The organism is Ensifer sp. 1H6, assembly GCF_001976035.1.
GTDB lineage: Bacteria > Pseudomonadota > Alphaproteobacteria > Rhizobiales > Rhizobiaceae > Ensifer > Ensifer canadensis.
This window is the reverse complement of the sequence record NZ_MOAI01000011.1, coordinates 157,629-182,905: the sequence shown is the minus strand read 5'-3', so window position 1 is coordinate 182,905 and position 25,277 is coordinate 157,629. Positions and strand designations below refer to the sequence as shown.

Here is a 25,277-nt window from a genome sequence, read left to right as displayed (position 1 = left end):
GCAGCAAGCGAATCCTTGAGCGCCGCGCGTCATATTAGATGCGCAAAGGTCGCGGTAGCACTTAAATGACTGCATGCTGCCTTAAATCGAATACGATCTAAGGAAACATGCAGTGGAGATCGCGACGCGCTTTAACGCATGCTGGCAATTTCCGCTGATGGAGACTGAGGTGCGGGGAGCTGCACGGTGGTAAGCAGCAAGGCCGAGACAAGCAGTTCGGCCGCAACGACGATTGCCACCACCGGGCGCAAGCCGTTGATGGCAGGATTTACCGGATTAACAGCTGAATTCGACATTGAACCTCCCTCTCCTGCCCGTGCTCACCTTCTTTGCGCGGGCATATCGCTGATCGTTCCCTCGGGCGCTGCCCGACATCGACAGGAAAAATACTTTGATCGCGAAACAGTTCCCTCGGCGTAACGCCGGGTTGAACTGCGACAGGGTTAGTATGTCGCATCTTCACATTTCGTGACGTTACCGCGGGAACATCCCCACCATCGCTGCGTTTGCTCATCAGGGATAACGAAGGAGCATGATGATGAAGAACCTTACCAGCACCCTGTTGCGAACTGCCGCGGCTGCGGGTTTCGTACTCGTAGCTGGCACCTCGGCAGCCTTCGCAGCCATGACCGCCACAACCGTCACTGACCTCAATGTCCGCGCTGGCCCGGCCGCAATATCCCACCGTTGGCCTGGCAACACGCGGCAGCACCGCAGTCCTTGATGGCTGCATCGAAGGCAGCAAGTGGTGCCGTGTCGACGTCAACGGCCTTCGTGGCTGGGTCTATGCCCAATATCTGACCACCGATCTCGGCGGCGCTGCTGTCGTCGTTCAGGATCGACGCGCCGACCTGGCGGTTCCCGTCGTGACCTATGAGGCGCAGGCCGGCGATCCGCCAATGCCTGCACCCGGTGACGAGTTGCTCGGCCCTGTCGAAGAGGTCGATCCGATCGCGCCGCCGGATACGGTGCGCACCTATATCACCACCAACCCGGGCGAAACCGTCTATCTCGACGGCGAAGTCGTGGTCGGCGCCGAGCTGCCGCAGACAGTCGAAGTGCGCCGCGTGCCGGACTATAGCTACGACTATGTCAGCATCAACGGCCAGCCGGTTCTGGTCGAGCCGACAACACGCCGCATCGTCTACGTCTATCGCTAAACGAAACACGCCTCCACGTGGGCGAATACACAACCAACTCCAGCGGCTTGGCCGCTGGAGTTTTCGTTTGCACTGCAGCGAATCACCAGTCTTTTTTAGCCACGGGCGGCTGAAACGATCCTCGAACACTGCAGTAATTCTGTCATTTTTCGGCTTTCGAAGCTCGAAAAGCGCGGTTTCCGGCATGAAACAGCAACATTTTAGCGAGTAACGCCTTCACAGAAGGCAGCCGTGACTTCCCCAAATTGACAAGAGTCTAAATTCGGCCTCAACCTGTCCTTGCCGGATCATCGGCATTTGGCGGCTCGTCTTCGACGGGCCTGGATACGGAGGGATCAATGGAAGCATTAATGCCAATCATTACCCAATTGATCGCGGGGGCGGCCGGCGGCAACGCGGCCAGCGCAGTGTTGAAGCAAGGGGCATTCAGTGTCGTCGCACGCACGATCGTCGGCGCTATCGGCGGCCTCGGCGGGGGGTTCCTGATCCAGATGCTCGGTGGCGAAGCGGCCGCAACTGGTCTTGCGATGCAGGCACTCGGCGGCCTCGTCGGCGGCGGTGTGTTGAGCGGCATCGTCGGGCAATTCCTCGGAAAACAAGCCTGACGCCTTCCGAACGATATCCGTAGCAAGACAAAAGGCGGCCCTGGGCCGCCTTTTCTGCATTCAGGGATAATCCGGTTACTCGGCTGCCGCTGCAACCGGATAGACTTCCTTCATGTAGTCGTTCATCAGCGTTTCGCAGATGGTTGCCGGCGTGAAGCGATGGGGGCCGATCTCGGAAACAGGCGTGACCTCGGCGGCAGAGCCGGTCAGGAAGCACTCGCTGAAACCGGACAGTTCTTCCGGCATGATCGCCCGTTCGACCACTTGGTAGCCGCGGCGCTTCGCCAGCTCGATCACCGTGCGGCGGGTGATGCCGTCGAGGAAGCAATCCGGCACCGGCGTATGGATGACGCCATCCCTAACGAAGAAGATGTTGGCGCCGGTCGCTTCAGCCACCTGGCCGCGGTAGTCGAGCATCATCGCGTCGGCATAGCCCTTGGCTTCCGCCGCATGCTTGGAGATCGTACAGATCATGTAGAGGCCGGCAGCTTTCGATTTCGACGGCGCCGTCTTCGGATCCGGGCGGCGCCATTCGGCGATATCGAGACGAATGCCCTTCAGCTTTTCGGCCGGGTTGAAATAGCTGCCCCACTGCCAGATGGCGATCGCCACGTTGATGCGGTTGCTCTGGGCCGAAACGCCCATCATCTCGCTGCCGCGCCAGGCGATCGGCCGGACATAGGCTTCGGAGAAGCCCTGACGTTTCAGAAGTTCGACGCTCGCCGCGTCCAGTTCTTCGACGGAATAGGGAATCTTGAAGCCGAGGATTTCGGCGGAGTTGTGAAGGCGCTGGTTGTGTTCGGTCAGCTTGAAAATGCGGCCGCCATAGGCGCGCTCACCCTCGAATACGGCACTTGCATAGTGCAGGCCGTGGGTCAGCACGTGAATCTTGGCGTCCTTCCACGCGACGAACTCGCCGTTGAACCAGATTTCGCCGTCCAACTGATCAAAAGGAACCGCTGCCATGATGTCGTCCTCTGGCGCTTGTGCGCCATTCTTGCTGTTGATTATCTTCCCGCTTTCAGTTTATCGGCAAACTGATTGTGGGAAAATTCAATTTCGAGATTTTGGATTTGCGATCAGTGCGGCGCGGCATATCCTCCTGAGGTATTACCGCCGCCAAATGTCTCGCTTACCGAGCATGGACGCTACCAACGCGGTAAAAATATGTCAATAAAGCTGACATATTTTTCCGATTGTTTCGTAAGTTGCAACTTGGCTGAAAGGAAATGACCGCGTGGCCGGCCAATCCAAAGAAAACACCCGATATGTGGGCGACACGGTCGCGCACGACGATGATACGATCGACTTCGAAATCATCGAGCTGCTTTTCTTCGCCTATCGCGACTTCACCTCCGATCCGGATGCGATCCTGGAAAAGAGCGGCTTCGGCCGCGCCCATCACCGCGTCGTGCACTTTGTCGACCGCGAGCCGGGCATGACCGTGGCAGACCTGCTCGATACGCTGAAGATCACCAAGCAGAGCCTGGCCCGCGTGCTCAAGCAGCTGATCGATTCCGGCTATATCCGGCAGGTCACGGGGCCAGAGGACCGGCGCCAGCGCATGCTCTATACCACCGAGGAAGGCCAGGCGCTTGCCCGTGCGCTTGCCGAGCCACAGTCCCGCCGCATAGCCGATGCATTGGCAAAGACGGGTCCCGGCGCGCGCGAAACCGTCAAGCGCTTCCTTGCCTGCATGAAGAACGGCGCCGGGGACTGAAATGTCGAAAGCCCGCTATCGGCGGGCGACGGGGGAAAGCTAGGCATGACAACAAAAGCGACAGTCTCCGACGATGCAGCCCATCTACTGATCGTCGACGATGACAGGCGTATCCGCGATCTGCTCAACCGCTATCTGGTCGAACAGGGTTTTCGCGTCACGACCGCCGCCGACGCCGATGAAGCGCGACGCAAGCTGGTCGGTCTCGATTTCGACCTGTTGATCGTCGACGTGATGATGCCCGGCGAAAGCGGCATTTCCCTGACGCAGAGCCTGCGCCAGATCAAGACCGTGCCGATCCTGATGCTGACGGCGCTGGCGGAATCGAATTCTCGCATCGAGGGCCTCGAAGCCGGCGCCGACGATTATCTCTCCAAGCCGTTCGAGCCGCGCGAACTGGTGCTGCGCATCAGCAATATCCTGCGGCGCAACCAGCCGGCCCAGGCGCCCAAGATCGATCAGGTGATCTTCGGTCCCTACACCTTCTCCGTGGTACGCAAGGAGCTTCGACGCGGCGCCGATCACATCCGCCTTACCGACCGCGAGCAGGAAATCATGACGCTGTTCTCCCAACGCGCCGGCGAGACGATCCCGCGCCACGAGCTGATCGGCGACGATGCCGAGGTCGGCGAGCGCACCATCGATGTCCAGATCAATCGCCTGAGGCGCAAGATCGAGGACGATCCCTCCAATCCCGTTTGGCTACAGACGGTCCGCGGCATCGGCTATAGATTGAGCGTGGACTAAAGCATGTCGCGCAAAAGTGCGCAGCGGTTTTGCGCGACATGCGCAGAAACAAGAAATTAAAGCGCAAGAAGCGAATCCCGGAGATCGCGACGCGCTTTAGAGTGGCGACCCCGATGAGGGCAGCGGAAACCGATGGCAAGCTTTGACAGTATGCGGCGCGAGGCGGCAAACCCGAGCGACAATCCGTGGAAGCGCGTCACCCGCTGGCTGCGCCGGCGGTTGCCGATGGGCCTCTATGCCCGCTCGCTGCTCATCGTCATCATCCCGATGGTGCTGCTGCAATCGGTGGTCGCCTTCATCTTCATGGAGCGGCACTGGCAACTGGTGACACAGCGCCTCTCGGCAGCCGTGACCGGAGATATCGCGGCAATCGTCGATCTGATCGCCACTTTCCCCGCCGATCGCGACATTTCGGAAATCGTCCGCATCGCCCGCGACCAGCTCAATCTCAGCATTTCCGTCGAACCGGGCGGCGAACTGCCGCCGCCGCGGCCCAAGCCCTTCTTCGAGATCCTCGATCAAATCTTGAGCGAGGAGATCTCCGACCAGGTCCGCCGCCCCTTCTGGATCGACACGGTCGGCAATTCCAACCTTGTCGAAATCCGCATCAAGCTCGACGACGGCCGCATGCTCCGGGTCTATGCCCGCCGCAACCGGGCCTACGCCTCCAACACCCATATCTTCATCGTCTGGATGGTTGCCGCCTCGCTGGTGTTGCTGTCGATCGCCATCCTGTTCCTGCGCGGGCAGATCCGGCCGATCCTGGCGCTGACCAAGGCAGCGGAAAGTTTCGGCAAGGGCCAGAAGATCGACGACTTCGCACCGCGTGGCGCTGATGAAATTCGCCGCGCCGGCCTTGCCTTCATCCAGATGCGCGAGCGCATCGAGCGCCAGATCGAGCAGCGCACGGCCATGCTCACCGGCGTCAGTCATGACCTTCGAACCATCCTGACCCGCTTCCGGCTGCAGCTGGCGCTCGCCGGCAACAACCCCGACCTCGAAAGCCTCAATCAGGATGTCGACGACATGCAGAACATGCTCGAAGGTTACCTCGCCTTTGCCCGTGGGGAGGCTGAGGAAGACGTCGGGCAATTGAAGCTCAGCGACCTGATGACGCGTCTTGCCGCCGAAGCAGAACTGCACGGCAAGACGCTGACGACCTCCGTCGAGGGGGAGGACCAGGTCCGTGTTCGCCCGAACGCCTTCACCCGCCTTATCGCCAACCTGGCATCCAACGCCTATCGCTACGCCAACCGGGTCAATATCGAGGCACGCCACAGCGCCAAATGGGTGACGATCACGGTCGACGACGACGGGCCCGGCATTCCCGAGCGCTCGCGCGAGGACGTGTTCAAGCCGTTCTTCCGCCTCGACGAGGCGCGCAATCTCGACAGTTCGGGAACCGGCCTCGGCCTCGCGATCGCCCGCGACATCGCCCGCAGCCACGGCGGCAACGTCACGCTTGGCGACAGCCCGCTTGGCGGCCTGCGGGCAACCGTGCGTTTGCCGGCGTGAGCGGGGCGATCTGGTCAGCGCTGCAAATATGGAGGCTCCGGACTTGTCCGACACGCTAGACTGGGACGATTGGGAACAGCGGCTGGCGCTGCACTGGGCGGATTTCGGCCATATGGACGCGGACGCGTTTATCGCACGGCTCGATGTGCTGGCCGCCGAACTTCCGGACGGCGATCCGATCGGCCTCTTCGAGCGTGCATCAGCCCAGGATTCCCTCGGCAACGAAGCAAATGCAGCACCTCTGTATCGGCAGGCGCTTGCCGGTGGCCTCTCCGGCATTCGCCGCCGCCGCGCCACCATCCAGCTTGCAAGCACGCTGCGCAATCTCGGGCAGATCGAAGAGAGCATTGCCTTGCTGGAGGCCGAACGGACAATGCCATCCGACGAACTCGACGATGCGGTCTTAGGCTTTCTGGCGCTCTCGCTCGTCGATGCCGGACGAGCGCAGGAGGCGGCGGGCCTGGCGCTCGGCCGTCTGGCGCGCCATCTGCCCCGCTACAATCGCTCGCTCAAGCGCTACGCCGACGCGTTGCTGTCGGACGCGTGAGCATCCCCAAGCAAGTCGTTTTCCCCGAAAGCGCTGCCCACCTTCGGCCGGTTTATTCTTGAGCGTTTCCGATTTAGACGGAACCGCACAAACGCTCTATCTCTTTGTTTTTACGCATTTCTTGACGGAAAACCGCTTCGCACTTTTCCTGGAATGCTCTAGCGCGAATATATGGAAATCAGGCCGCGCCGCTCGTTGAAGCGGTGCCAGGCATCGATGCGACGCGGATGGCGCGCGCGCATGGCGTCGAGCGGTGCAAGCAACCGGCCCTCACGACCAAGCGACGCATCGAGGATCTCGATGATCCGGCGGTTCGGCCAGGGCTTTCTGGTGATCATCAAAAGCGCCCGAAAAGCCTCGTCCTCGCGGCCGGCGCCGAGCTGGTGGGCGATCAAACCATAGGCAAAAGCGGTCGAACGGCTGACGCCGGCATGGCAATGCACCAGAATGCGGCTCGACCTGTCGTCGGCAGCCGGCCGCATCGCTTCGAACACTTCAAGGACCAGATCCGGGAAATGCTGCGTCGCACCGGCGTTTTCCTGATCGCGCATGCGCACGACGCGGTGGCTCGCCTCGGCGATAACAGGCACGTCGGTATCGGGCAATTCCGGATCGAGCAGCGAGAGAACATGGCTGGCGCGCCAGTCGCGCGCAGCATCAGCCGCGCGCCAAAGGCAGGAGACCTTGACGCGCTCGGGTATCAGATCAACATGGATTGTCATCGGATCACATCAGTTTGCGGCCGTTGGGAATCGCCTTGTCGATGGCGGCCAGCACGATTGCGCCAGCCTCGTCTTCAAAGCCCAGCGTAAGAACCTCGGAACGGACAGGACCGATCTGGCGTGGCGGAAAATTGACCACTGCCATGATCTGCCGGCCGATGAGATCCTCAGGCTGGTAGTGCACCGTGATCTGCGCCGATGACTTTTTTATGCCGATTTCAGGGCCGAAATCGATCTGCAGCTTGTAGGCCGGCTTGCGCGCCTCGGGGAAAACCTCGGCTTCGATGATGGTGCCGACACGAATATCGACGCGTTCGAAATCTGCGAAAGTAATCGTTTCCGACATGACAATGCTCTTGAATTAACCGGCCAGTTCCTCGGCGCGCTGGCGGGCAGCGGCAATGGCCTTGTCGAAAAGTGGCTGCATCCCGTCATCGGCCATCAGCACCGCGAGTGCTGCGGCGGTCGTGCCACCCGGCGAGGTTACGTTCTGGCGCAGCCGCGAAGCGTCGTCGGGGGACTGATAAAGGAGTTCACCAGCCCCCGCGACGGTTTCCCGCGCGAGCCGCATGGCGAGGTCCGCCTTGAGACCGGCCTTGCGCCCGGCCTCCGCCATGCACTCGACGAGGTAGAAGACATAGGCCGGACCGCTTCCGGAAACGGCGGTGACGGCATCGATATCGGCTTCAGTCTCGACCCATTCGACCGGGCCGCTGACCTTCAGGAGATCATGTACCTGGCCGCGCTGCGCGTCGCTGACGCGGGCATTGGCAAAGGCGCCGGTAACACCGCGCCCGATCATCGCCGGCGTGTTGGGCATGGCGCGCACGGTGGCGGTAGCACCCAGATGGCTTTCGATGAAGGCAAGCGTCTTGCCGGCAGCGACTGAAACTATCACCGTGCTTGCACCGACGAGTGTCTTCAGCGGCGGCAGCACCGCCTCCATCACCTGCGGCTTGACGGCGATGAAAATCACCGCAGCCTCGACGCCAGCGGGAGCCGAGGTCGCGTGACTGACGCCATTGTCGGCGATCAGCTTTGCCATCGCCGGCGGCGGGCCGGGATCGATGACGAGAATGTCGGCGCCCTTGACGCCGCTCTTCAGCCAACCGCTGAGCATGGCGCCGCCCATGTTGCCGGCGCCGATGAGAACGATGGGACCGGAAGCGACGGCTGCCATCTCAAGCCTCCCCGACCGTTTCGAACAGCACCGCATCAACGGCGCGCTGCGCATCCATGCCCGACCAGACGACGAACTGGAACGCCTGGAAATAGGACTCGCAGGCATCAAGCGCGCTCGAAAGCAGAACTTCGACCTGCTGATTGGTGGGCTCGGCGCCGCCGGCGAGCAGCAGCGACTGCCGGAAGATCACCACCTCTTCCTGCCGCCACAGATCGAAATGCCCCATGAGCACCTGACCGTTGATGTGCGACAGAAGACGGATGACTTCGTTGACGCGGCTGTCGGGAACCTTGATGTCGAAGGCACAGGCAAGATGCAGCGCCTCGAACTCTTCCATCCACGAGAAGGAAACGTGGTAGTCCGCCCACTTGCCCTCCACGGTCATGGCGATCTCGTCCTCGCCCGACCGTTCGAATGACCAGTCATTGGTGGCGGCCACAAACTCGATCATATCGACCGGGTTGGACTGACGCTCGATTTCCATTTCCAAAAGGCTCATGCATCACCCTAGTAGGCGCGACACAGGCGCGCGTTATCACGTTTACAAGACGCAACTCTGCAAACCTGGCACTGAATAAGAACACACTATGATTGCTGAACTCACATCCATCCTGGCTGACTTACCCTGCCTGGAGCTTGCGTGGTCCGTTTCGAATCATCATTTAAAATCAGTGTATAATGGCGGAGTCAGGCTGCCAGCCCCCCGGCCGAAAAATAGCCGGGTACAACCACTTGCGTGTTGCCATTTCGATTCAGCGCGGGTGGTTAAGCGACTCTGGCATAAGGGTTTTTTGCCAGTGTCCACAGGTGGAAAACTTTTCAGGTTTTATTAACCTCCCTGTGCGGCGTTTCACACCGCCAAGGAATAACGACAGCAAAACGCCCGCAGAATCGATCCGCGGGCGAAGTAGAAACGTTGAAAAGCCGTTATTTCGCAAGAATCGCGTTACTTGCCACTTTCGGCGAGACGCGCTTCCAGAGCCTCGATACGCGCCAGAAGCGCATCGTTTTCGTCGCGCGCCTTGATCGCCATTTCCTTCACGGCTTCGAACTCCTCGCGCTTGACGACATCGAGCGAATTCATCGCGCGCTCGGCCTGGGCGCGAAACGCGGTCTCGACCTCGCGACGCACACCCTGGGCCGCCCCTGCGGCATCGGTCATCAACTTGGCAAAATCATCCATGATGCGGTTGGCGCCTGTGCTCATCGTTCTGATCTCCATATTCAGCCGCCGCCTCGCACTGCGATGCGGTCCTGGTTTTCAGGTAGGGTCAGGCGCGAACGGATGCAAGAAAAATCACCAAACTGTGGCTGGCCGTCGGCCGCAAGCGGCCTTGACCCCGCCGGATTCGATCGCCATGTTCCGGCAAAACAACCGGTCCGGAACGAGAAGACATTTTGGAAACCATCGCGACCCGCCTCGCCATTCTCCCCTTCCCTCAAATCGATCCCGTGATCTTCCAGATCGGTCCGCTCGCTGTCCACTGGTACGGACTGGCCTATGTCGCCGGTATCCTCATCGGCTGGTACTACGCGCGCCGCCTCGTGCAGAACACGTCGCTCTGGCGCAATGGCGAACCCGCGGCAACCCTGGCGCAGCTCGACGACTTCCTGCTCTGGGCCGCCGGCGGCATCGTGCTTGGCGGCCGCATCGGCTACATCCTCTTCTATGATCTGGGCTCCGTTCTCGAAAACCCGATCCGCGCGCTCGAGATCTGGAATGGCGGCATGTCGTTCCACGGCGGCTTCCTCGGCACGACCATCGCCATGATCGTCTTTGCGCGCAGGAACGGCATCGCCATCTGGAGCATGTTCGATATCGTCGCGACCGTGGTGCCAATCGGCCTGTTCTTCGGCCGCATCGCCAACTTCATCAATGGCGAACTCTGGGGCCGGCTGTCGTCCATGCCCTGGGCAATGGTGTTTCCGACCGGCGGCCCCTTTGCCCGCCACCCGAGCCAACTCTATGAGGCGGCACTCGAGGGTCTCGTGCTGCTCACCGTCATCGCCTGGTTCATTTATCGCCGCCATGCGCTGAAATCGCCGGGTCTTGTCACCGGCATCTTTGTGCTCGGTTATGCCGCAAGCCGCATTTTCGTCGAATTCTTCCGCGAACCGGACGCGCAGATCGGCTATCTCGCCGGCGGTTGGTTGACCATGGGCATGCTGCTTTCGCTGCCGATGGCGCTTGCCGGCATCTGGGCCATCGCCCGGGCGTGCCGGGCCGCCGTCGCTGCTGCATAATTGGACGGGCGCATGACGACACCACTCGCGGACAAGATAAAGACGCTGATCAGGACCAACGGACCGATCAGCGTCACCGACTATTTCTCGCTCTGCCTCGCGGATCCGGAGCACGGATACTATCGCGTTCGCGAACCCTTCGGCAAAGCGGGCGACTTCACCACGGCGCCTGAAATCAGCCAGCTCTTCGGCGAGATGATCGGCATCTTCCTGGTTCATGCCTGGCAGCAGCATGGCGCGCCGGAGCAGCCCGTGATCGTCGAGATCGGCCCCGGCCGCGGCACGATGATGTCCGACGTCCTACGGGTCGTCAGGCGCCTGTCCCCCGAACTCTATGCCACCGCCAGCGTCCATCTCGTCGAAACGAGTGATCGCCTGCGCAAGATCCAGGCGGAAACACTGGCCGCCCATGGCGAGAAGGTGGAATGGCACACCAGTTTCGAAACGCTGCCGGAGGGTTTTGTGCTCCTGGCGGCCAACGAGCTTTTCGATGCCATCCCGATCCGCCAGTTCGTGCGAACGCCGCAAGGGTTTCGCGAACGCATGGTCGGCCTCGACGCTGAGGACGAGCTGACATTTGCCGCGGGGATTGCCGGCATCGACCCGACACTGTTGCCGACGCCCGCACAAGCAGTTGCCGAAGGCACGATCTTCGAGATCGCGCCTGCCCGCGACGCAGTCATGGCCGCCCTTTGCGAACGGCTGAAGATCGGCGGCGGCACCGCCGTCATCATCGACTACGGGCACCTGGCGACGAACTACGGCGACACGCTGCAAGCGCTGCTCGACCATCAGTACGATCCGCCACTTGCCAACCCTGGACGCGCCGACCTGACCAGCCATGTCGACTTCGAGCAACTGGCGCGGCGCGCGCAGAACGACGGCGTGCAGATCAATGGGCTTGCTCACCAGGGCGATTTCCTGATCGGCCTTGGTCTTCTGGAGCGCGCCGCGGCGCTGGGCCGCGAGAAGGATGCAATGATCCAGGAAGGCATCCGCCAGGACGTCGAAAGGCTTGCCGGATCCGGCGAAGGCAAGATGGGCGAACTTTTCAAGGTGCTCGCCGTCAGCAGCCCGCCAATCGCGCTTCCGCCGTTTCGCAAACCCAAGGCATGATTGCTTCGGGCGTGGCCGGCCAAGGGTGAAAATCATATAGAGGGCCTGGGGTGTTCCTGCGCCCCTTGAGCCTTGGGATTGGCGCCTTGCGCCATCGGCCCTAAGCCCGCGCCGAACGGCACCCCTGTCGTTCGGCAATTGACAGCCCCGCCATCGCGGGTCAACATCGCGCTGGCAAATCAGCCGCCAGCCACCGGGCCACACGTGCCCCCAACCCCATTGAAACTCACGTCAAAGCAAAGGGCGAAAACACCGATGCAGCATGATGCCGCGCTTTCCCCCGTGCAAAGCTCGCTCTTTAGCGACAAGGCCGGTCCGGCGATCGCACATGGTTATTTCACCCGCCAAGGCGGCGTTTCCGAAGGCATCTATCGCGGACTGAATGTTGGTCTCGGCTCGAATGACGACAAGGAGCGGGTCGGTGAGAACCGCGCTCGTGTCAGCCGCTGGTTCGGCGCCGCTCCGGAACAGCTTGCCACCGTCCATCAGGTCCATTCCCCCGACGCCATCGTCGTGGACGCAAGCTACGACGGCAGCCGACCTACGGCCGACGCCCTGGTGACGGCGACGCCCGGCATCGTGCTTGGCGTTCTGTCGGCCGATTGCGGACCTATTCTGTTTGCCGATGCCGACGCCGGTGTTATCGGCGCGACCCATGCCGGTTGGAAGGGCGCGCTCGGCGGCGTGCTCGAAAGCACGATCGAGGCGATGCTGACGCTCGGCGCCAGCCGCGAACGCATCGTCGCCTGTCTCGGACCTTCGATCAGCCGGCGCAACTACGAAGTCGGCGCCGAGTTCGTCGATCGGTTCCTGGCGACCGATGGCAGCTATGCGCAATTCTTCAACCCATCCGAACGCGACGGCCACGCCATGTTCGATCTGCCGGGCCTGACCATCGCACGCCTTACCGCAGCCGGCGTTACCGCCGAAAACCTCGACATCTGCACCTATGCAGACGAGGATCGCTTCTTCTCCTACCGCCGCACCACGCATCGGCAGGAGCCGGACTACGGCCGGCAGATATCCGCAATTTGCATACGGGAGACCTGACATGGCGCTTCAATTTGCCCAGGAGGAATATGCCGCCCGCCTTGAGCGGCTGACCGCGAAGATGCGCGAAGACAAGCTCGACGCGGTTCTGCTCTTTGCCCAGGAAAGCATGTACTGGCTGACCGGCTACGACACCTTCGGCTACTGCTTCTTCCAGACGCTGGTGGTCAAGAAGGACGGTTCAATGGTGCTTTTGACGCGCTCGGCCGACCTGCGCCAGGCCCGTCACACCTCCAATATCGAGCGCATCGAGATCTGGGTCGACCGTGTCAACGCCGACCCGACGATGGACCTGAAGAACCTCTTGAGCGAAATGGACCTGCTCGGCAGCCGCATCGGCGTCGAATACGACACCCATGGCATGACCGGCCGCACCGCACGCCTTGTCGACAACCAGCTTTCGACCTTCGGCGAGCTCGTCGATGCCTCGCTGCTCGTCAGCCGGCTGCGCCTGATCAAGAGCCCGGCCGAAATCGCCCATGTGGAAAAGGCCGCAAGCCTTGCCGATGACGCGCTCGACGCCGCGCTGCCGCTGATCGGCCCCGGCGGCAACGAAGCTGACATCCTTGCCGCGATGCAGGGAGCGATCCTTGCCGGCGGCGGCGACTACCCCGCCAACGAGTTCATCATCGGGTCGGGCGCCGACGCGCTGCTCTGCCGCTACAAGGCCGGCCGCCGGTTGCTCGACAGCCAGGATCAGCTGACGCTGGAATGGGCGGGCGTCAGCGCCCATTATCACGCCGCCATGATGCGCACCGTCGTGATCGGCGAACCGACCAACCGCCACCGCGAGCTTTACAGCGCCTGCCGTGAGACCATCCAGGCGATCGAGATGGTGCTGCGCCCCGGCAACACCTTCGGCACGGTCTTCGACGTGCACGCCAAGATCATGGACGAGCGCGGCCTGGCCCGGCACCGCTTGAACACCTGCGGTTATTCGCTGGGCGCGCGCTTCTCGCCGTCCTGGATGGAGCACCAGATGTTCCATGTCGGCAACCCGCAGGAGATCGAGCCTGACATGTCGCTGTTCGTGCACATGATCATCATGGATTCCGACAGCGGCACGGCCATGACGCTCGGCCAGACCTACATCACAACCACCGATACGCCGCGTGCTCTTTCCCGTTATGGGCTGGACTTCATTTCTGCTTAGGGAAATCCGCCTACACTCGCGCTGAAATGGCAGACAACAGGAGATGACTTCACAGAACTGCCGCGAAGGAAAGACGGACGGTTTGAACGATGCGAAAGCTTATCACGCCCATCGCAAGCCTTGGCCTTGTAGCGGCCCTGGCAAGTTGTAACAGCACGGACGCGCTGATACCGCAGGTCGATGTCGGCGGCGGAACGTTCCGCTCGCCGCCGGTGACGCAGTCCGACCTCGAATCGATGTCGACGCAGACCGCCGTCGTTCCGGTGCAAAGCTCGCCGGTGCAGCGGACCCGGGCCTTCGCCTCCCAGCCGGCACCTGCCAGCATGCCGACGGAATATGCGACCGGCGACAGCACCTACACCGATCCCGCCGGCTCGCTTGAGGCGCAGGCAAGTCGCCTGGCTTCCGGTGTGGAACCGGTGCAGAACACGACGATGCTCGCCGAGCCGCGCCTGTGGAAACATCCGAACCTGTTGCCGAAGAGGTTCAGCAGCAGCAGCCGGCCGTTGCCTCCGTGCCTTCCGCAAGCACGGCGACGAGCGGGACGATCCGCTTCCTGCCGATCATCGGCGCGCCTGTCGCCGCCGTCACGCCGCTGTCGAAACAGCTCGGCGCCGAGGCGCGCAGCCATGGCCTGACGATCAAGGGTTCGGCCGATGCCAGCAGCGAACATATCCTCAAGGGCTACTTCTCGGCCCTGAAGGACAATGGCAAGACCACGATCGTCTACGTCTGGGATGTGCTCGACGGCAGCGGCAATCGGCTGCACCGCATTCAGGGGCAGGACTCAGTTGCCACTGTCGGTGCCGATCTCTGGGAGGGCATTCCGGCCGAAACCATGCAGGCAATCGCCACCAAAACCATCAGCGCCTACCTCGAATGGCGGCAATCCAGACCCGGTTGATACAAAGTTTTTAGGATAATGCGCTTCGCGGCGCAGCATTCCCCTTGCATTCAAGTTCAGTGTCGCTAAAAAGCGGCCGATCAGCTCTGAACGGCGGCCATCCGCAATGAATGTCCGCGATTGGAATGGCTCTCGGAATCTGCGCGGAAAATGCCGCTCCCGGAAATGAACCCGGACGGTAGCCGCGCCAGCTCAAGGCGGTCCGTCAATGAAGGTTTTCGCAGGCAATTCGAACCGGCTGCTGGCCGAAGCGATCTGCAACTATCTCAACCTGCCTCTTGGAAAAGCGACCGTAAGGCGGTTTGCCGATCAGGAGATTTTCGTCGAGATCGGCGAAAACGTGCGCGGCGAGGATGTCTTCATCATCCAGTCGACCTCGTTCCCCACCAACGATCACCTGATGGAACTGCTCATCATGATCGACGCGGTGCGCCGCTCCTCGGCCCGCCGCATCACCGCGGTGCTGCCCTATTTCGGCTACGCCCGCCAGGACCGTAAGCCCGGTCCGCGCACGCCGATCTCGGCCAAGCTGGTTTCCAACCTGATCACCGAGGCCGGCGCCGATCGCGTGCTGACCCTCGATCTTCACGCCGGCCAGATCCAGGGCTTCTTCGACATTCCGACCGACAACCTCTATGCGATCCCGATCCTCGCCCGCGACGTCAAGGAAAACTACGACCTGAAGAACGTCATGGTCGTTTCGCCCGACGTCGGCGGCGTGGTACGCGCCCGTGCGCTCGCCAAGCGTCTCGACTGTCTGCTTGCCATCGTCGACAAGCGCCGCGACCGCCCGGGTGAATCCGAAGTGATGAACGTCATCGGTGACGTGAAGGGCAAGGACTGCCTGCTGATCGACGACATCGTCGATTCCGGCGGCACGCTCTGCAACGCGGCCGAAGCGCTGTTGAAGAACGGCGCAACGAGCGTTACCGCCTATATCACCCACGGCGTGCTTTCCGGCGGCGCGGTTGCCCGCGTCACCTCGTCGATGCTTAAGGAACTTGTCATCACCGACTCGATCCAGCCGACGACGGCGGTTCAGTCGGCGCACAACATCCGCGTCATCACCACGGCAACTCTGCTCGGCGAGGCGATCAACCGCACCAGCCAGGAAGAATCGGTTTCGAGCCTCTTCGACTGAGAGAGGCTCGGCCGCCCGCAAAAGCATCCGTCTTCGTCAAGCGGGATTTGGCGCCCATTTTCTGTCGTTCCTGAAAAGCGCGTTGCGTTTAGGCAGCCCTATGCAACGCGCTTCCAAGGCTCGATTTCACGCATGTCGTTGTCGCAAGACGGCTGTGCACTCTTGTGCGACATGCCTTAGCGCATAATTCTTTCGTTAAATCGAAAACGGTCTAGCGAAAGAATTATGCAGTAAATCAAAGCGCTACAGCAATCTTTGCGCGTCTAGTTGGAGGCGCGGCGCTGTAGCAACGGCCCCCGAGAGTTGTCATCTTCCATCCCAAGGGGTAACATCTGCCCGCTGTTGCTGACACCTTTCTCTGCAGACAGCATTGTTCATCAATGACGTGCTTCTGATCGAACAGAAGCCTTTTTGATTCTTAGAAGAACATAATCGGAACGTTACTTCCATGCAGCGCCACGCAAATGGCGGCTCCCCGATCTATCCCGATCACCCCGGATAATTTTGGAGGAAAAGATGAGTAACTGTACGCTAACCCTCATTCTTGCAGGCGGCCTCGCCTTGTCTGGTTGCCAATCTGCTACGTACTCTCGGACGAGCACCGGCGATTTCGGCTGCCTTGCCGGGACCGTCAGCGGCGCAATCCTTGGCGGGTTCGCCGGCTCGGCCATCGGCGCAGGCACCGGTCAGCTCTGGGCTGTCGGCGGCGGCGCCACCCTTGGCGGTGCGGTTGGTAATGCCTTGACTTGCCGCTGATTGCGAAAGGCTACGAGATGCGAAAAGTGACTCTCCTTATGGCATCCGTGCTTTGCCAGTTCGCTCCGGTCGCCGCACAGGATAAGCCTGCGGCGATGTATCAGGGGCAAATGGATCGGCTCGACCGCGACGGCGACGGCGTGATCAGCCGGTCCGAATATCAGGCCTTCATGACAACGGCTTTCGCAAATCTGGACAAGAACAAGGACGGCACTCTAAGCGCCGACGAGGTAGCGCCTGTCCTTAACGCCCAACAGTTTGCCGCCATCAACGTGAACCGCGACGGCAAGATCACCCAAAGCGAGTTCCTGAACAGCGTGATGGCCGATTTCAAGGCGGCCGACCGCGGCGGCGACGGCAGTCTGCAGTAGAACGCGCGCGGATCGGACGAAAAACGGTCGCGAAGGCAGCGCAACAGAGGACACGGCTGTCAGCTCACGCTGGCGGAAGTAGCGGTCATGCGCCGGCGCTTGTCGCCGTGGCTGTGGCCGCCAGCGGGCAGGCCTCGCCACCACCGAAGAGGCGCGAACGCGTCAGGAAGCGTCGCTCGCGACCATTGTCGAGCGAGAACATCCCGCCCCTGCCCGGCACCACGTCGATGATCAACTGCGTATGCTTCCAGACTTCGAACTGGCTGGCGCTGATATAGACGGGAACGCCGCCAATCTCGCCGAGCTTCACGTCATTGTCGCCGACGATGTAGTCGTCGGCGGGATAACACATCGGCGACGAGCCGTCGCAGCAGCCACCCGATTGATGGAACAGGATGTCGGGATGATCGCGCCTGATCTCGGCGATGAACTCGAGCGCCGCGTCGGTCGCCAGCACGCGCGGTTCGGTGGTGGTCATGTTGAGCCTCCTTGCGCATGTCGCGCAAAAGTGTGCAGCGGTTTTGCGATGACGATATGCGCGAATCAAGCGCCTTGAAACAAGCGCCGCGCCTTGCGTTTTCAAAGTCGGGGTGGACCGAGGGCGAGAGCTGGAGAAGAGCCCTCGGCCACACCTGGGAGGCCCTCTCCCATAGGGGAGAGGGAACGATGGCGAAGCCTCAGAAGAAGCCGAGCGCCTTCGGGCTGTAGCTCACCAGCATGTTCTTGGTCTGCTGGTAATGGTCGAGCATCATCTTGTGGGTCTCGCGACCGATGCCCGATTGCTTGTAGCCGCCGAAGGCCGCATGGGCCGGATAGGCATGGTAGCAATTGGTCCACACCCGGCCCGCCTGGATCTCGCGGCCGAAGCGGTAGCAACGGTTGGCGTCACGGCTCCAGACCCCGGCGCCAAGGCCGTAGAGCGTATCGTTGGCGATCTCCAGCGCTTCGGCTTCGGTCTTGAAGGTGGTGACGGACACCACCGGCCCGAAGATCTCTTCCTGGAACACCCGCATCTTGTTGTGCCCGCGGAAGACGGTCGGCTTGACGTAGAAGCCTTCCGCCAGCTCGCCTTCGAGCACGTTGCGGCCGCCGCCGGTCAACACCTCAGCGCCCTCCTGCCTGCCGATGTCGATATAGGAGAGGATCTTTTCGAGCTGCTCGCTCGACGCCTGCGCGCCGATCATCGTGGCGCTGTCGAGCGGGTTGCCCTGTCGGATCGCCTCGACACGCTTCAACGCCCGCTCCATGAAGCGATCATAGATGCTTTCCTGGACCAGGGCGCGGCTCGGGCAGGTGCAGACTTCGCCCTGGTTGAGCGCGAACATCGCGAAACCTTCGAGCGCCTTGTCGAAATAGTCGTCGTCCTCGGCCAGCACGTCGGCGAAGAAGATGTTCGGCGACTTGCCGCCAAGCTCGAGCGTGACCGGAATGAGGTTCTGGCTGGCATATTGCATGATCAGCCGCCCGGTTGTCGTCTCGCCGGTAAAGGCGATCTTGGCGATGCGCGGGCTGGTGGCCAGCGGCTTGCCGGCTTCAAGACCGAAACCGTTGACGATGTTGAGCACGCCGGCCGGCAACAGGTCGCCGACGAGGTCTGCCCAGACCAGGATCGAGGCCGGCGTCTGCTCGGCCGGCTTCAGCACCACGCAATTGCCAGCGGCCAGCGCCGGCGCGAGTTTCCATGCGGCCATCAGGATCGGGAAGTTCCAGGGGATGATCTGGCCGACGACGCCGAGCGGCTCGTGAAAATGATAGGCAACCGTGTCGTGGTCGATCTCGCCGATAGAACCTTCCTGGGCGCGGATGCAGGCGGCGAAATAGCGGAAATGATCGATCGCCAGCGGAATGTCGGCGGCCATGGTTTCGCGGATCGGCTTGCCGTTGTCGAAGGTCTCGGCGCGCGCCAGAAGCTCCAGATTGTCTTCCATGCGGCTGGCGATCTTCATCAGGATGTTCGACCGCTCCGCAGCCGACGTGCGCGCCCACTTCTCGCGGACGGCATGGGCAGCGTCGAGCGCAAGCTCGATGTCGGCCGCATCCGAGCGCGCGACCTGGCACAGCACGCCGCCGGTCACCGGCGTCGTATTGTCGAAATAGCGCCCGGCCACCGGCTCGCGCCATTCACCGCCGATGAAGTTGCCGTATTTCTGCTTGAACGGGCTCTCGACGATCTTCTGATGCAACATGTTCATTCCTCCCTGTGAACAGCAACCAAAGCTGTGAGAGGAAGGTGAAGCCGAACGTGCGTGTTCGATAGTGAGGCACGATCGCCAGCGACGCGATCTGTTTCAGATGTGAGACACCTGGGCTGAGGTCAGCGTGCTGCAGCGCAATAAGCGGCGCGTTGATGAGTGATTCGAGCCGCTTCGGCCCCTCATCCCCCTGCCGGGACCCTCTCCCCGCCAGCGGGGAGAGGGTTAGGATGAGGGGGCAGCCTCATTTGAGGTAAAAGTTCAGTTAACCGAAAGCCGTTTCATCTTGCGATAAAGCGTGGCGCGGCTGATGCCGAGCAGTTCGGCTGCCATCGACACATTGCCATTGGCGCGCGACAGCACGCGCCGAAGCGCGGCCCGCTCGGCATCGGGAAGCTCGCTCCCGTCGCCGGACGGATCCTCCTTGAGAAGATCGGATGCCGGAATGCCCGAGGCGATGCGTTTGTCGTCGAGTCCGAGCCATTGCCGCGCCGCGCGTGTCGCGCCCTTGACGAGGTCGTCGCGATCGACAGCCAGAAGTGCCGGCCCTGCCCGGTCGATCGGCACGAGCACGATCCGCGATCCGGCAAAGGCTCGACGGAAGAGCCCCGCCTCGATACGCGCGGCCGCATCGCGCACGGCCTGTGACAAAAGCGAGACGGTGATCTCCGACGCATCATCGCGGCAGGTGGAGATGTCGATCGCCGCCGCCAGCCGGCCGAGGTGATCGCGGATCGGCGCGGTCGTGCAGCTAAGCCCGATATTGCTGCTGAGGAAATGCTGATCACGCTGGATAATGACGGCGCGCTCGTCGGCGATCGCCGTGCCGATGCCGTTGGTGCCGACGCTGGCCTCGCTCCAGATAGTTCCTGACCACAGTCCGACATCGCGGAAATCCGCATCGTCACCGACCGCACCACGCCGCTCCAGCGCCACGCCCTTGTCGTCGGTCAGAAGCAGGCAGCAGCCGGCCTTGCCGACCGTCGCAAACAGCCGGTCGAGTTCGCCGCCCGCCTCGGCGATCAGTTCGGCCGATCGCTGCCGCGCCAATCGGAACTCGCTATCGGAAAGTCGAACCGGTGTGCGCCGATCCTCAGGTGCCAGGCCATGGAGCGTCATGCAGCGGCGCCAGGATGCGGCCACCGGCGAGCTTGCAGCCGCCGAGGACCGGTGCGCAACCTGATAGACGTATTCCGTATGATCCCTGACGGCAGGCATCGGTTTCCTCCCTGCAAGCCACGTCCGGCAACGCAAGTCCCACCCGATCTCCCAAACGGCTGAGCCTGCTTTGGCCATACTATAGGCATCGATTGGATGAGAGGTCCAGCAAGACGAAGGTCCACCTTCATGCCCGCATCAGCGCGTTTGATGCGTTCATCACGCCGGCGGTATCGACACGCCGGCGGAATATGATACGCGAGTTCGAGCATCATCCGACACTCATTCACAACAACCGGTTGCCAGCCATGCTTCGTGACTTCTCGCTCCAGAGCCTCTTCATGGGTCTCTTGATCGCCTTTGTCGGCTTCGCCAGCTCCTTCGCCGTCGTCCTTCACGGCCTTGGCGGCGTCGGTGCGACAGAAGCACAGGCCGCATCCGGGCTGATGGCGCTGTCGATCTCGATGGGCGTATGCGCCGTCATCCTCAGTGCCGTGACCCGGCTGCCGGTCAGCGTCGCCTGGTCGACGCCTGGTGCCGCGCTGCTCGCCAGTTCCGGCATGGTCGAGGGCGGCTTCAACGCCGCGGTCGGTGCCTTCCTCGTCTGCGGCCTGCTCATCGTTATTGCCGGCCTCTGGAAGCCGCTCGGCCGCATGGTCTCGTCCATTCCGGCGACACTGGCAAATGCCATGCTGGCCGGCGTCCTGCTCAGCCTTTGCTTTGCCCCGGTCAAGGCGATCGGCTTCAATCCGCTGTTCGGCCTGCCGATCCTCTTGGCCTGGGCGATCGTCGGCAGCGTCAACAAGCTCTATGCGGTGCCGGCCGCCCTGCTCGCCTTCGTGCTGGTGATCGCCTTTGGCGTCGAAATGCCTGCTGATGCCCTGGCCGAGCTGTCTTCGGCTCTGGTGCCGCGGCCGGAATTCGTGATGCCCGCCTTCACGACGCCTGCGATGATCAGCATCGCGCTGCCGCTGTTCATCGTTACAATGGCGTCGCAGAACATTCCCGGCATCGCCGTCATGAAGGTCAATGACTATAACCCCACCCCCGGCCCGCTGTTCGCGACGACCGGCCTGTTTTCGATGCTGAGCGCGCCCTTCGGCGGCCATGCGGTCAACCTTGCGGCGATCACGGCGGCCATGGGTGCCGGCGCCGACAGCCATCCGGATCCGGCGCGACGCTACTGGTCGACGATCAATGCCGGCATCTTCTATGTCATCTTCGGCCTGCTCGCCGGCGCGGTCACCACCTTCGTCAGCCTCGCACCATCGGTGCTGATCGAGGCAGTCGCCGGTCTTGCGCTTGTCGGCGCCTTTGCCGGCTCCGCCATGGCGGCCTTCACCGACGCCAGGACACGCGAGGCGGCCGCAATCACCTTCCTGGTCACCGCCTCCGGCGTCAGCTTCGGCGGCGTTTCGGGCGCCTTCTGGGGGCTGATCGCCGGTGGCCTGATGCTGGCGCTGGCGCGCTTCACGCGCAAAAAGGCCTGAGCGCGACGCGCCTTCGCACTTTGATTTCACGCAAGTCAATCGCAAAACCGCTGTGCACTCTGCGCCACATGCTTTAAAACCGCGGCAAAGCTTGCATTTGCGGGTGATCTCGTCTATGCACCGCCCGTCCGCGTAGACACCCTTGGAGGCAACGCGGATGAAGCCCATGCGGCTTCGGTTTTTCCGCATTGCGGATGAACTCTCCAGAATTAGACATAGAAAGGTCTACCTATGAGCCACGCAACTTATGAGCTCAAGGCCGAGACGCGCGAACGGGTTGGTAAGGGGTCCTCCCGTGAACTCCGTCGCAACGGTCTTATCCCAGCTGTCATCTACGGTGACAAGCAGGCCCCCATTTCGATCGCGCTGTCCACCAAGGACGTGACGATGAAGATCCACGCCGGCGGTTTCATGACCACCGTTGCGGTCATCGACGTCAACGGCGAAAAGATCCGCGTCCTGCCGAAGGACTACCAGCTGGATCCGGTCCGCGACTTCACCATGCACGTTGACTTCCTGCGCGTCTCCAAGGACAGCAAGGTCACCGTTCAGGTTCCGGTTCACTTCGTCAACGAAGAGAAGTCCCCGGGCCTCAAGGCCGGCGGCGTTCTCAACATCGTTCGCCACGAAGTCGAACTGGCCGTTGCTGCCGACGACATTCCGGAATTCCTGACCGTTGACCTGTCGGGTCACAAGGTCGGCGACGCGATCCACATCTCCAACATCAAGCTGCCGAAGGGCGCGACCCCGGTTATCACCGACCGCGACTTCACGGTTGCCACGATCGCTGCTCCGGCTGGCGGTCTGAAGGAAGAAGAAGAAGGCGAAGCAGAAGCCTGATTCACCTTGAGGTGAAGCGGCGATCCGGCATCGGCCGGATACCCTGCGGTACCCATTGAAAGGCCCGCCCCGTCAAACGAGGCGGGCCTTTTGCGTTGAACGCACCGGTTGCCGCCGTGCTGTCCCTGTCCTGCAATCGAGCAGGCTTCCTCACGAATTGTCACGTAGCAATTTCAGCAACATTTAAGGTTTTGATGATGTTCTTGCGCCGGGGAAATTTGTAAGCAAGCGTCTAAAGAGAATCCGAAATGACACGAGTGGCAACGCCTGGGGGATGCGTCCAGTGATGCATTCCGTCGAGAACCGATTTATTGCGATTGTCTGCGGTGCAATGCTAGTTTTCGTTGCCCCACTCTTCGTGCTCTTCCTCAGCATCTCCAGCGAACGCGCCGCCCGTGAGCGCCTGCACAACATCGAGCTTCTGATGGGCGCAAGCGCCGAAGCGTTGGGCAAGCCGATCTGGGATTTCGACAGCGACGGCATCAAGCGCATCGCCCGCTCGCTGATGAACGACACCGATATCGTCGCTGTCACCATCCGCGACACCTCCGGCTCGATCCTCGCGCAGATGCCCTCCGGCGGCCTCGGCATCGACAGCGACAGCCGCAGCCTGAAAACACCCATTTCCTACGACTCGATCGACGGCATCAAGGAAATCGGCAGCATCGAAGTGCGCGCGCCGACACCCGGCCTGCTATCGCAGTTCAGCAAGGACGAGCTGGCTATCCTCGCCATCCTGCTGATTGCCGTAGCCACCGTCTTTGCCGCCGCGCTCATCGGCAACCGCTTCACCGTCATTCGCCCACTGATGCGCTTGACGTCCGCCATAGAGGCGACCCGGCGCCTGGGCTCGCGCCACCGGGTCGATTGGACCTCGGACGACGAAATGGGCGCGCTGGCTGCCAATTTCAACGAGATGCAGGACCGGCTCGAGCGTGAGTCGATGGAGCTGAAGAGCGCGCATGAGCGCGCCACCGACATCTACAACCTGACCCCGGCGATGCTGTTCTCGCTCGACACCGACAACCGCCTCTGCGCCGTCAGCGATTACTGGCTGCTGGCAACCGGCTATCACCGCGAACAGGTGATCGGCGAGGATTTCACCGATTTCATCGACCCGCACTGGCACGAGACCTACCGCAGCCACGCCAAGGCGATTGCCGTCGGCGACCACGACATCTGCGAGGTCACAGTCCCCTTCCGCAAAGCAGACGGCGCGTTCATGACCGTGCTGATCCTGGAGACGGAAACGGCCGGCGATGGCGACCTGTCGCTATCCGTCATGACCGACGTCACCGCGTTGAAGCAGGCCGAAAGCCGCAACCATGCCCAGGCGATCACAGATCACCTCACCGGCCTTCTCAACCGCCAGGGCTTCGAGGCGGCACTCGACGAGGCGATCGTCACCGCCGATGCCTGCGGCATCCAGGTCGGCTGCCTGTTCATCGACCTCGACCGCTTCAAGTGGATCAACGACAATTTCGGCCATGCCGCCGGCGACGAGGTTCTGCGCCACACGGTCGAGCTGATCCGCGCAACCCTGCGCCCTGACGATGTCATGTCACGCCTCGGCGGTGACGAGTTCGCGATCCTGGTATCGGATAAGGACGTCGCCACTCTTGCGTCTGAAATCGGCGAGCGCATCGTCAGTGCCCTGCGCGAGCCGATGCCGATTGCCGGCAACGAACTTTTCGTCAGCGCCAGCGTCGGCATCTCCGTTTATCCCGAGCACGCCGAGAATGCTTCGGACCTGCTGCTCAACGCCGACATGGCGATGTATGCGCGCAAACGCGACGGCAAGAACGGTCTGCAGGTCTTCGACGCCAGCATGCTCGATGCCGCGCGCGAGCGCCACGAGATCGAACAGTGCATCGAAGCGGCCCTCAAGGACGATCACTTCGAGGCGTGGCTGCAGCCGATCGTCAGCCTCAGCGACGGCCAGATCGCCGGCTTCGAGGCCTTGATGCGCCTCAACCACCCGGAAAAGGGCGTGATGCCGCCGGGCAAGATCATCGGCATTGCCGAGGAAACGGGAACGATCGCCCGCATCGGCGATTGCATTCTCGAAAAGGCTATCCGGCATCTGGCTGATATCTCCGCCCTCGACGGCACGCAGAACACCTATCTCGCGGTAAACTTCTCGCCGCTGCAGTTCGAGCTTACGCTGCCGCACAAGCTCGCGGCCCTGCTCCTCAAGCACCATATTTCGCCGAACCGGATCGTCATCGAAATCACCGAGGCGGTGCTGATGCTCGACAATCCGGAAGTGCACGCGGTGCTGAAGCAGCTCAACGAGTTCGGCTGCCGGATCGCGCTCGACGATTTCGGAACGGGCTACTCGTCGCTGAGCTACCTCAACCGCTTCCCGGTCGACATCGTCAAGGTCGACCAGTCCTTCACCCGTTCGCTCAGCTCCGGCACCGCCGATATCCGCCGCAAGAGCCGGATGCTGATCAAGGGCATCCGCACGATCTCGCACCAGATGGGCTGCGCCGTGGTCGCGGAAGGCATCGAGACCAAGGAGCAGTGGCAACTCCTGCGCAAGCTTGGTGTGGATTGTGGGCAGGGTTATCTTTTCAGCCGCCCCATGCCGATCGGCAAGATGCTGGCCATGCTGGAGAGCGATTCCGAAGTCAAGGCCAACATCCAGGCATAACGGCCAG

Annotated in this window: 26 protein-coding genes and 2 pseudogenes; 17 read left to right on the top strand and 11 right to left on the bottom strand. The window is 61.9% G+C overall.

Translation table 11 applies throughout. The annotated features are described in order from the left end of the window. Nucleotides 1-131: 131 nt before the first annotated feature. Nucleotides 132-296, bottom strand: a complete 165-nt coding sequence (locus BKP54_RS36060) for a hypothetical protein (protein WP_198956840.1) — start codon at nt 294-296, stop codon at nt 132-134. A gap of 242 nt (nt 297-538) precedes the next feature. Here BKP54_RS36060 and BKP54_RS15455 point away from each other — a divergent pair. Both BKP54_RS15455 and BKP54_RS15450 read left to right on the top strand, forming a co-directional pair. After that, a pseudogene (locus tag BKP54_RS15455) lies at nt 539-1,160 on the top strand (DUF1236 domain-containing protein). A gap of 338 nt (nt 1,161-1,498) precedes the next feature. Then, nucleotides 1,499-1,765 (top strand): hypothetical protein, encoded by a 267-nt coding sequence (locus BKP54_RS15450; RefSeq protein WP_025427909.1) that lies wholly within the window; start codon nt 1,499-1,501, stop codon nt 1,763-1,765. A gap of 75 nt (nt 1,766-1,840) precedes the next feature. Here BKP54_RS15450 and BKP54_RS15445 read toward each other — a convergent pair whose 3' ends face one another. Next, nucleotides 1,841-2,731, bottom strand: a complete 891-nt coding sequence (locus tag BKP54_RS15445; RefSeq protein ID WP_025427910.1) for a branched-chain amino acid aminotransferase — start codon at nt 2,729-2,731, stop codon at nt 1,841-1,843. Between the two features lie 271 nt (nt 2,732-3,002). On the opposite strand from BKP54_RS15445, the gene BKP54_RS15440 reads away from it, so the two are divergent. From BKP54_RS15440 to BKP54_RS15425, 4 genes are all read left to right on the top strand, one after another. After that, on the top strand, nt 3,003-3,485 hold the full coding sequence (locus BKP54_RS15440; RefSeq protein WP_025427911.1) for a MarR family transcriptional regulator: 483 nt from the start codon (nt 3,003-3,005) through the stop codon (nt 3,483-3,485). A gap of 45 nt (nt 3,486-3,530) precedes the next feature. Continuing rightward, nucleotides 3,531-4,232, top strand: a complete 702-nt coding sequence (locus tag BKP54_RS15435; RefSeq protein ID WP_025427912.1) for a response regulator transcription factor — start codon at nt 3,531-3,533, stop codon at nt 4,230-4,232. Nucleotides 4,233-4,364: 132 nt separating this feature from the next. Continuing rightward, on the top strand, nt 4,365-5,747 hold the full coding sequence (locus BKP54_RS15430) for an ATP-binding protein (RefSeq protein WP_025427913.1): 1,383 nt from the start codon (nt 4,365-4,367) through the stop codon (nt 5,745-5,747). Nucleotides 5,748-5,790: 43 nt separating this feature from the next. Further along, nucleotides 5,791-6,294: a tetratricopeptide repeat protein gene (locus tag BKP54_RS15425; protein ID WP_198956839.1), complete on the top strand. Its 504-nt coding sequence runs from the start codon at nt 5,791-5,793 to the stop codon at nt 6,292-6,294. 158 nt (nt 6,295-6,452) lie between these two features. Here BKP54_RS15425 and BKP54_RS15420 read toward each other — a convergent pair whose 3' ends face one another. The 5 genes from BKP54_RS15420 to BKP54_RS15400 all read right to left on the bottom strand — a co-directional run bounded on the left by BKP54_RS15420 (nt 6,453) and on the right by BKP54_RS15400 (nt 9,406). Beyond that, on the bottom strand, nt 6,453-7,016 hold the full coding sequence (locus BKP54_RS15420) for a protein-tyrosine phosphatase family protein (RefSeq protein ID WP_025427915.1): 564 nt from the start codon (nt 7,014-7,016) through the stop codon (nt 6,453-6,455). Between the two features lie 4 nt (nt 7,017-7,020). Then, the gene (locus BKP54_RS15415; RefSeq protein ID WP_025427916.1) at nt 7,021-7,362 is read right to left on the bottom strand and encodes a tRNA-binding protein; all 342 of its coding nucleotides are present in this window, start codon (nt 7,360-7,362) and stop codon (nt 7,021-7,023) included. Between the two features lie 15 nt (nt 7,363-7,377). Next, on the bottom strand, nt 7,378-8,196 hold the full coding sequence (proC, locus tag BKP54_RS15410; protein ID WP_025427917.1) for a pyrroline-5-carboxylate reductase: 819 nt from the start codon (nt 8,194-8,196) through the stop codon (nt 7,378-7,380). Nucleotide 8,197: 1 nt separating this feature from the next. Next, nucleotides 8,198-8,698 (bottom strand): YbjN domain-containing protein, encoded by a 501-nt coding sequence (locus BKP54_RS15405; protein ID WP_025427918.1) that lies wholly within the window; start codon nt 8,696-8,698, stop codon nt 8,198-8,200. A 447-nt stretch (nt 8,699-9,145) separates the two neighbouring features. Beyond that, nucleotides 9,146-9,406 (bottom strand): accessory factor UbiK family protein, encoded by a 261-nt coding sequence (locus BKP54_RS15400; RefSeq protein WP_025427919.1) that lies wholly within the window; start codon nt 9,404-9,406, stop codon nt 9,146-9,148. Nucleotides 9,407-9,597: 191 nt separating this feature from the next. Here BKP54_RS15400 and lgt point away from each other — a divergent pair, with 191 nt between their 5' ends. From lgt to BKP54_RS15380, 4 genes are all read left to right on the top strand, one after another. Then, nucleotides 9,598-10,443 carry a prolipoprotein diacylglyceryl transferase gene (gene lgt / locus BKP54_RS15395; RefSeq protein WP_025427920.1) on the top strand — a complete coding sequence of 282 codons (846 nt, stop codon included), beginning with the start codon at nt 9,598-9,600 and terminating at the stop codon, nt 10,441-10,443. A gap of 12 nt (nt 10,444-10,455) precedes the next feature. Next, nucleotides 10,456-11,559: a class I SAM-dependent methyltransferase gene (locus BKP54_RS15390; RefSeq protein WP_025427921.1), complete on the top strand. Its 1,104-nt coding sequence runs from the start codon at nt 10,456-10,458 to the stop codon at nt 11,557-11,559. 255 nt (nt 11,560-11,814) lie between these two features. Next, nucleotides 11,815-12,609: a peptidoglycan editing factor PgeF gene (pgeF, locus tag BKP54_RS15385; protein ID WP_025427922.1), complete on the top strand. Its 795-nt coding sequence runs from the start codon at nt 11,815-11,817 to the stop codon at nt 12,607-12,609. Nucleotide 12,610: 1 nt separating this feature from the next. Then, complete coding sequence (locus BKP54_RS15380; protein WP_025427923.1) at nt 12,611-13,762, top strand: Xaa-Pro peptidase family protein; 1,152 nt, start codon at nt 12,611-12,613, stop codon at nt 13,760-13,762. A 49-nt stretch (nt 13,763-13,811) separates the two neighbouring features. On the opposite strand, the gene BKP54_RS36520 is transcribed toward BKP54_RS15380, so the two are convergent. After that, nucleotides 13,812-14,117 (bottom strand): hypothetical protein, encoded by a 306-nt coding sequence (locus tag BKP54_RS36520; protein WP_245317840.1) that lies wholly within the window; start codon nt 14,115-14,117, stop codon nt 13,812-13,814. Here BKP54_RS36520 and BKP54_RS37300 point away from each other — a divergent pair. The 4 genes and pseudogenes from BKP54_RS37300 to BKP54_RS15360 all read left to right on the top strand — a co-directional run bounded on the left by BKP54_RS37300 (nt 13,999) and on the right by BKP54_RS15360 (nt 16,934). Then, a pseudogene (locus BKP54_RS37300) lies at nt 13,999-14,666 on the top strand (hypothetical protein). The gene BKP54_RS36520 and the pseudogene BKP54_RS37300 overlap by 119 nt on opposite strands. Nucleotides 14,667-14,874: 208 nt before the next feature. After that, complete coding sequence (locus BKP54_RS15370) at nt 14,875-15,807, top strand: ribose-phosphate pyrophosphokinase (protein ID WP_025427925.1); 933 nt, start codon at nt 14,875-14,877, stop codon at nt 15,805-15,807. A 516-nt stretch (nt 15,808-16,323) separates the two neighbouring features. After that, nucleotides 16,324-16,563, top strand: a complete 240-nt coding sequence (locus BKP54_RS15365) for a membrane protein (RefSeq protein ID WP_025427926.1) — start codon at nt 16,324-16,326, stop codon at nt 16,561-16,563. 17 nt (nt 16,564-16,580) lie between these two features. Further along, nucleotides 16,581-16,934 (top strand): EF-hand domain-containing protein, encoded by a 354-nt coding sequence (locus BKP54_RS15360; RefSeq protein ID WP_025427927.1) that lies wholly within the window; start codon nt 16,581-16,583, stop codon nt 16,932-16,934. 85 nt (nt 16,935-17,019) lie between these two features. On the opposite strand, the gene BKP54_RS15355 is transcribed toward BKP54_RS15360, so the two are convergent. From BKP54_RS15355 to BKP54_RS15345, 3 genes are all read right to left on the bottom strand, one after another. Continuing rightward, on the bottom strand, nt 17,020-17,412 hold the full coding sequence (locus BKP54_RS15355; protein WP_025427928.1) for a DUF779 domain-containing protein: 393 nt from the start codon (nt 17,410-17,412) through the stop codon (nt 17,020-17,022). A 199-nt stretch (nt 17,413-17,611) separates the two neighbouring features. Beyond that, complete coding sequence (gene adh / locus BKP54_RS15350) at nt 17,612-19,120, bottom strand: aldehyde dehydrogenase (RefSeq protein ID WP_025427929.1); 1,509 nt, start codon at nt 19,118-19,120, stop codon at nt 17,612-17,614. A 267-nt stretch (nt 19,121-19,387) separates the two neighbouring features. Beyond that, nucleotides 19,388-20,344 carry a helix-turn-helix domain-containing protein gene (locus tag BKP54_RS15345; RefSeq protein WP_025427930.1) on the bottom strand — a complete coding sequence of 319 codons (957 nt, stop codon included), beginning with the start codon at nt 20,342-20,344 and terminating at the stop codon, nt 19,388-19,390. A 248-nt stretch (nt 20,345-20,592) separates the two neighbouring features. Between BKP54_RS15345 and BKP54_RS15340 the strand changes: the two genes are divergently transcribed. The 3 genes from BKP54_RS15340 (at nt 20,593) to BKP54_RS15330 (ending at nt 25,270) form a co-directional block, all read left to right on the top strand. Then, on the top strand, nt 20,593-21,774 hold the full coding sequence (locus BKP54_RS15340; RefSeq protein WP_025427931.1) for a benzoate/H(+) symporter BenE family transporter: 1,182 nt from the start codon (nt 20,593-20,595) through the stop codon (nt 21,772-21,774). Nucleotides 21,775-22,005: 231 nt separating this feature from the next. Beyond that, nucleotides 22,006-22,614: a 50S ribosomal protein L25/general stress protein Ctc gene (locus BKP54_RS15335; protein WP_025427932.1), complete on the top strand. Its 609-nt coding sequence runs from the start codon at nt 22,006-22,008 to the stop codon at nt 22,612-22,614. A gap of 283 nt (nt 22,615-22,897) precedes the next feature. Then, a complete protein-coding gene (locus BKP54_RS15330; protein ID WP_084814564.1) occupies nt 22,898-25,270 on the top strand; it encodes an EAL domain-containing protein in 2,373 nt (790 codons plus the stop codon). Nucleotides 25,271-25,277: the final 7 nt, after the last annotated feature.

Excerpts from the sequence above, each read along its gene's own strand:
- BKP54_RS15370 (WP_025427925.1), top strand. The coding sequence starts at position 14,875 with ATGAAGGTTTTCGCAGGCAATTCGAACCGGCTGCTGGCCGAAGCGATC.
- BKP54_RS15400 (WP_025427919.1), bottom strand. The coding sequence starts at position 9,406 with ATGAGCACAGGCGCCAACCGCATCATGGATGATTTTGCCAAGTTGATG.
- BKP54_RS15450 (WP_025427909.1), top strand. The coding sequence starts at position 1,499 with ATGGAAGCATTAATGCCAATCATTACCCAATTGATCGCGGGGGCGGCC.
- BKP54_RS15365 (WP_025427926.1), top strand. The coding sequence starts at position 16,324 with ATGAGTAACTGTACGCTAACCCTCATTCTTGCAGGCGGCCTCGCCTTG.
- BKP54_RS15435 (WP_025427912.1), top strand. The coding sequence starts at position 3,531 with ATGACAACAAAAGCGACAGTCTCCGACGATGCAGCCCATCTACTGATC.
- BKP54_RS15380 (WP_025427923.1), top strand. The coding sequence starts at position 12,611 with ATGGCGCTTCAATTTGCCCAGGAGGAATATGCCGCCCGCCTTGAGCGG.
- BKP54_RS15355 (WP_025427928.1), bottom strand. The coding sequence starts at position 17,412 with ATGACCACCACCGAACCGCGCGTGCTGGCGACCGACGCGGCGCTCGAG.
- adh (WP_025427929.1), bottom strand. The coding sequence starts at position 19,120 with ATGTTGCATCAGAAGATCGTCGAGAGCCCGTTCAAGCAGAAATACGGC.
- BKP54_RS15360 (WP_025427927.1), top strand. The coding sequence starts at position 16,581 with ATGCGAAAAGTGACTCTCCTTATGGCATCCGTGCTTTGCCAGTTCGCT.
- BKP54_RS15345 (WP_025427930.1), bottom strand. The coding sequence starts at position 20,344 with ATGCCTGCCGTCAGGGATCATACGGAATACGTCTATCAGGTTGCGCAC.
- BKP54_RS15430 (WP_025427913.1), top strand. The coding sequence starts at position 4,365 with ATGGCAAGCTTTGACAGTATGCGGCGCGAGGCGGCAAACCCGAGCGAC.
- pgeF (WP_025427922.1), top strand. The coding sequence starts at position 11,815 with ATGCAGCATGATGCCGCGCTTTCCCCCGTGCAAAGCTCGCTCTTTAGC.
- BKP54_RS15420 (WP_025427915.1), bottom strand. The coding sequence starts at position 7,016 with ATGACAATCCATGTTGATCTGATACCCGAGCGCGTCAAGGTCTCCTGC.
- BKP54_RS36060 (WP_198956840.1), bottom strand. The coding sequence starts at position 296 with ATGTCGAATTCAGCTGTTAATCCGGTAAATCCTGCCATCAACGGCTTG.
- BKP54_RS15405 (WP_025427918.1), bottom strand. The coding sequence starts at position 8,698 with ATGAGCCTTTTGGAAATGGAAATCGAGCGTCAGTCCAACCCGGTCGAT.
- BKP54_RS15340 (WP_025427931.1), top strand. The coding sequence starts at position 20,593 with ATGCTTCGTGACTTCTCGCTCCAGAGCCTCTTCATGGGTCTCTTGATC.
- BKP54_RS15390 (WP_025427921.1), top strand. The coding sequence starts at position 10,456 with ATGACGACACCACTCGCGGACAAGATAAAGACGCTGATCAGGACCAAC.
- proC (WP_025427917.1), bottom strand. The coding sequence starts at position 8,196 with ATGGCAGCCGTCGCTTCCGGTCCCATCGTTCTCATCGGCGCCGGCAAC.
- BKP54_RS15445 (WP_025427910.1), bottom strand. The coding sequence starts at position 2,731 with ATGGCAGCGGTTCCTTTTGATCAGTTGGACGGCGAAATCTGGTTCAAC.
- BKP54_RS15415 (WP_025427916.1), bottom strand. The coding sequence starts at position 7,362 with ATGTCGGAAACGATTACTTTCGCAGATTTCGAACGCGTCGATATTCGT.
- BKP54_RS15335 (WP_025427932.1), top strand. The coding sequence starts at position 22,006 with ATGAGCCACGCAACTTATGAGCTCAAGGCCGAGACGCGCGAACGGGTT.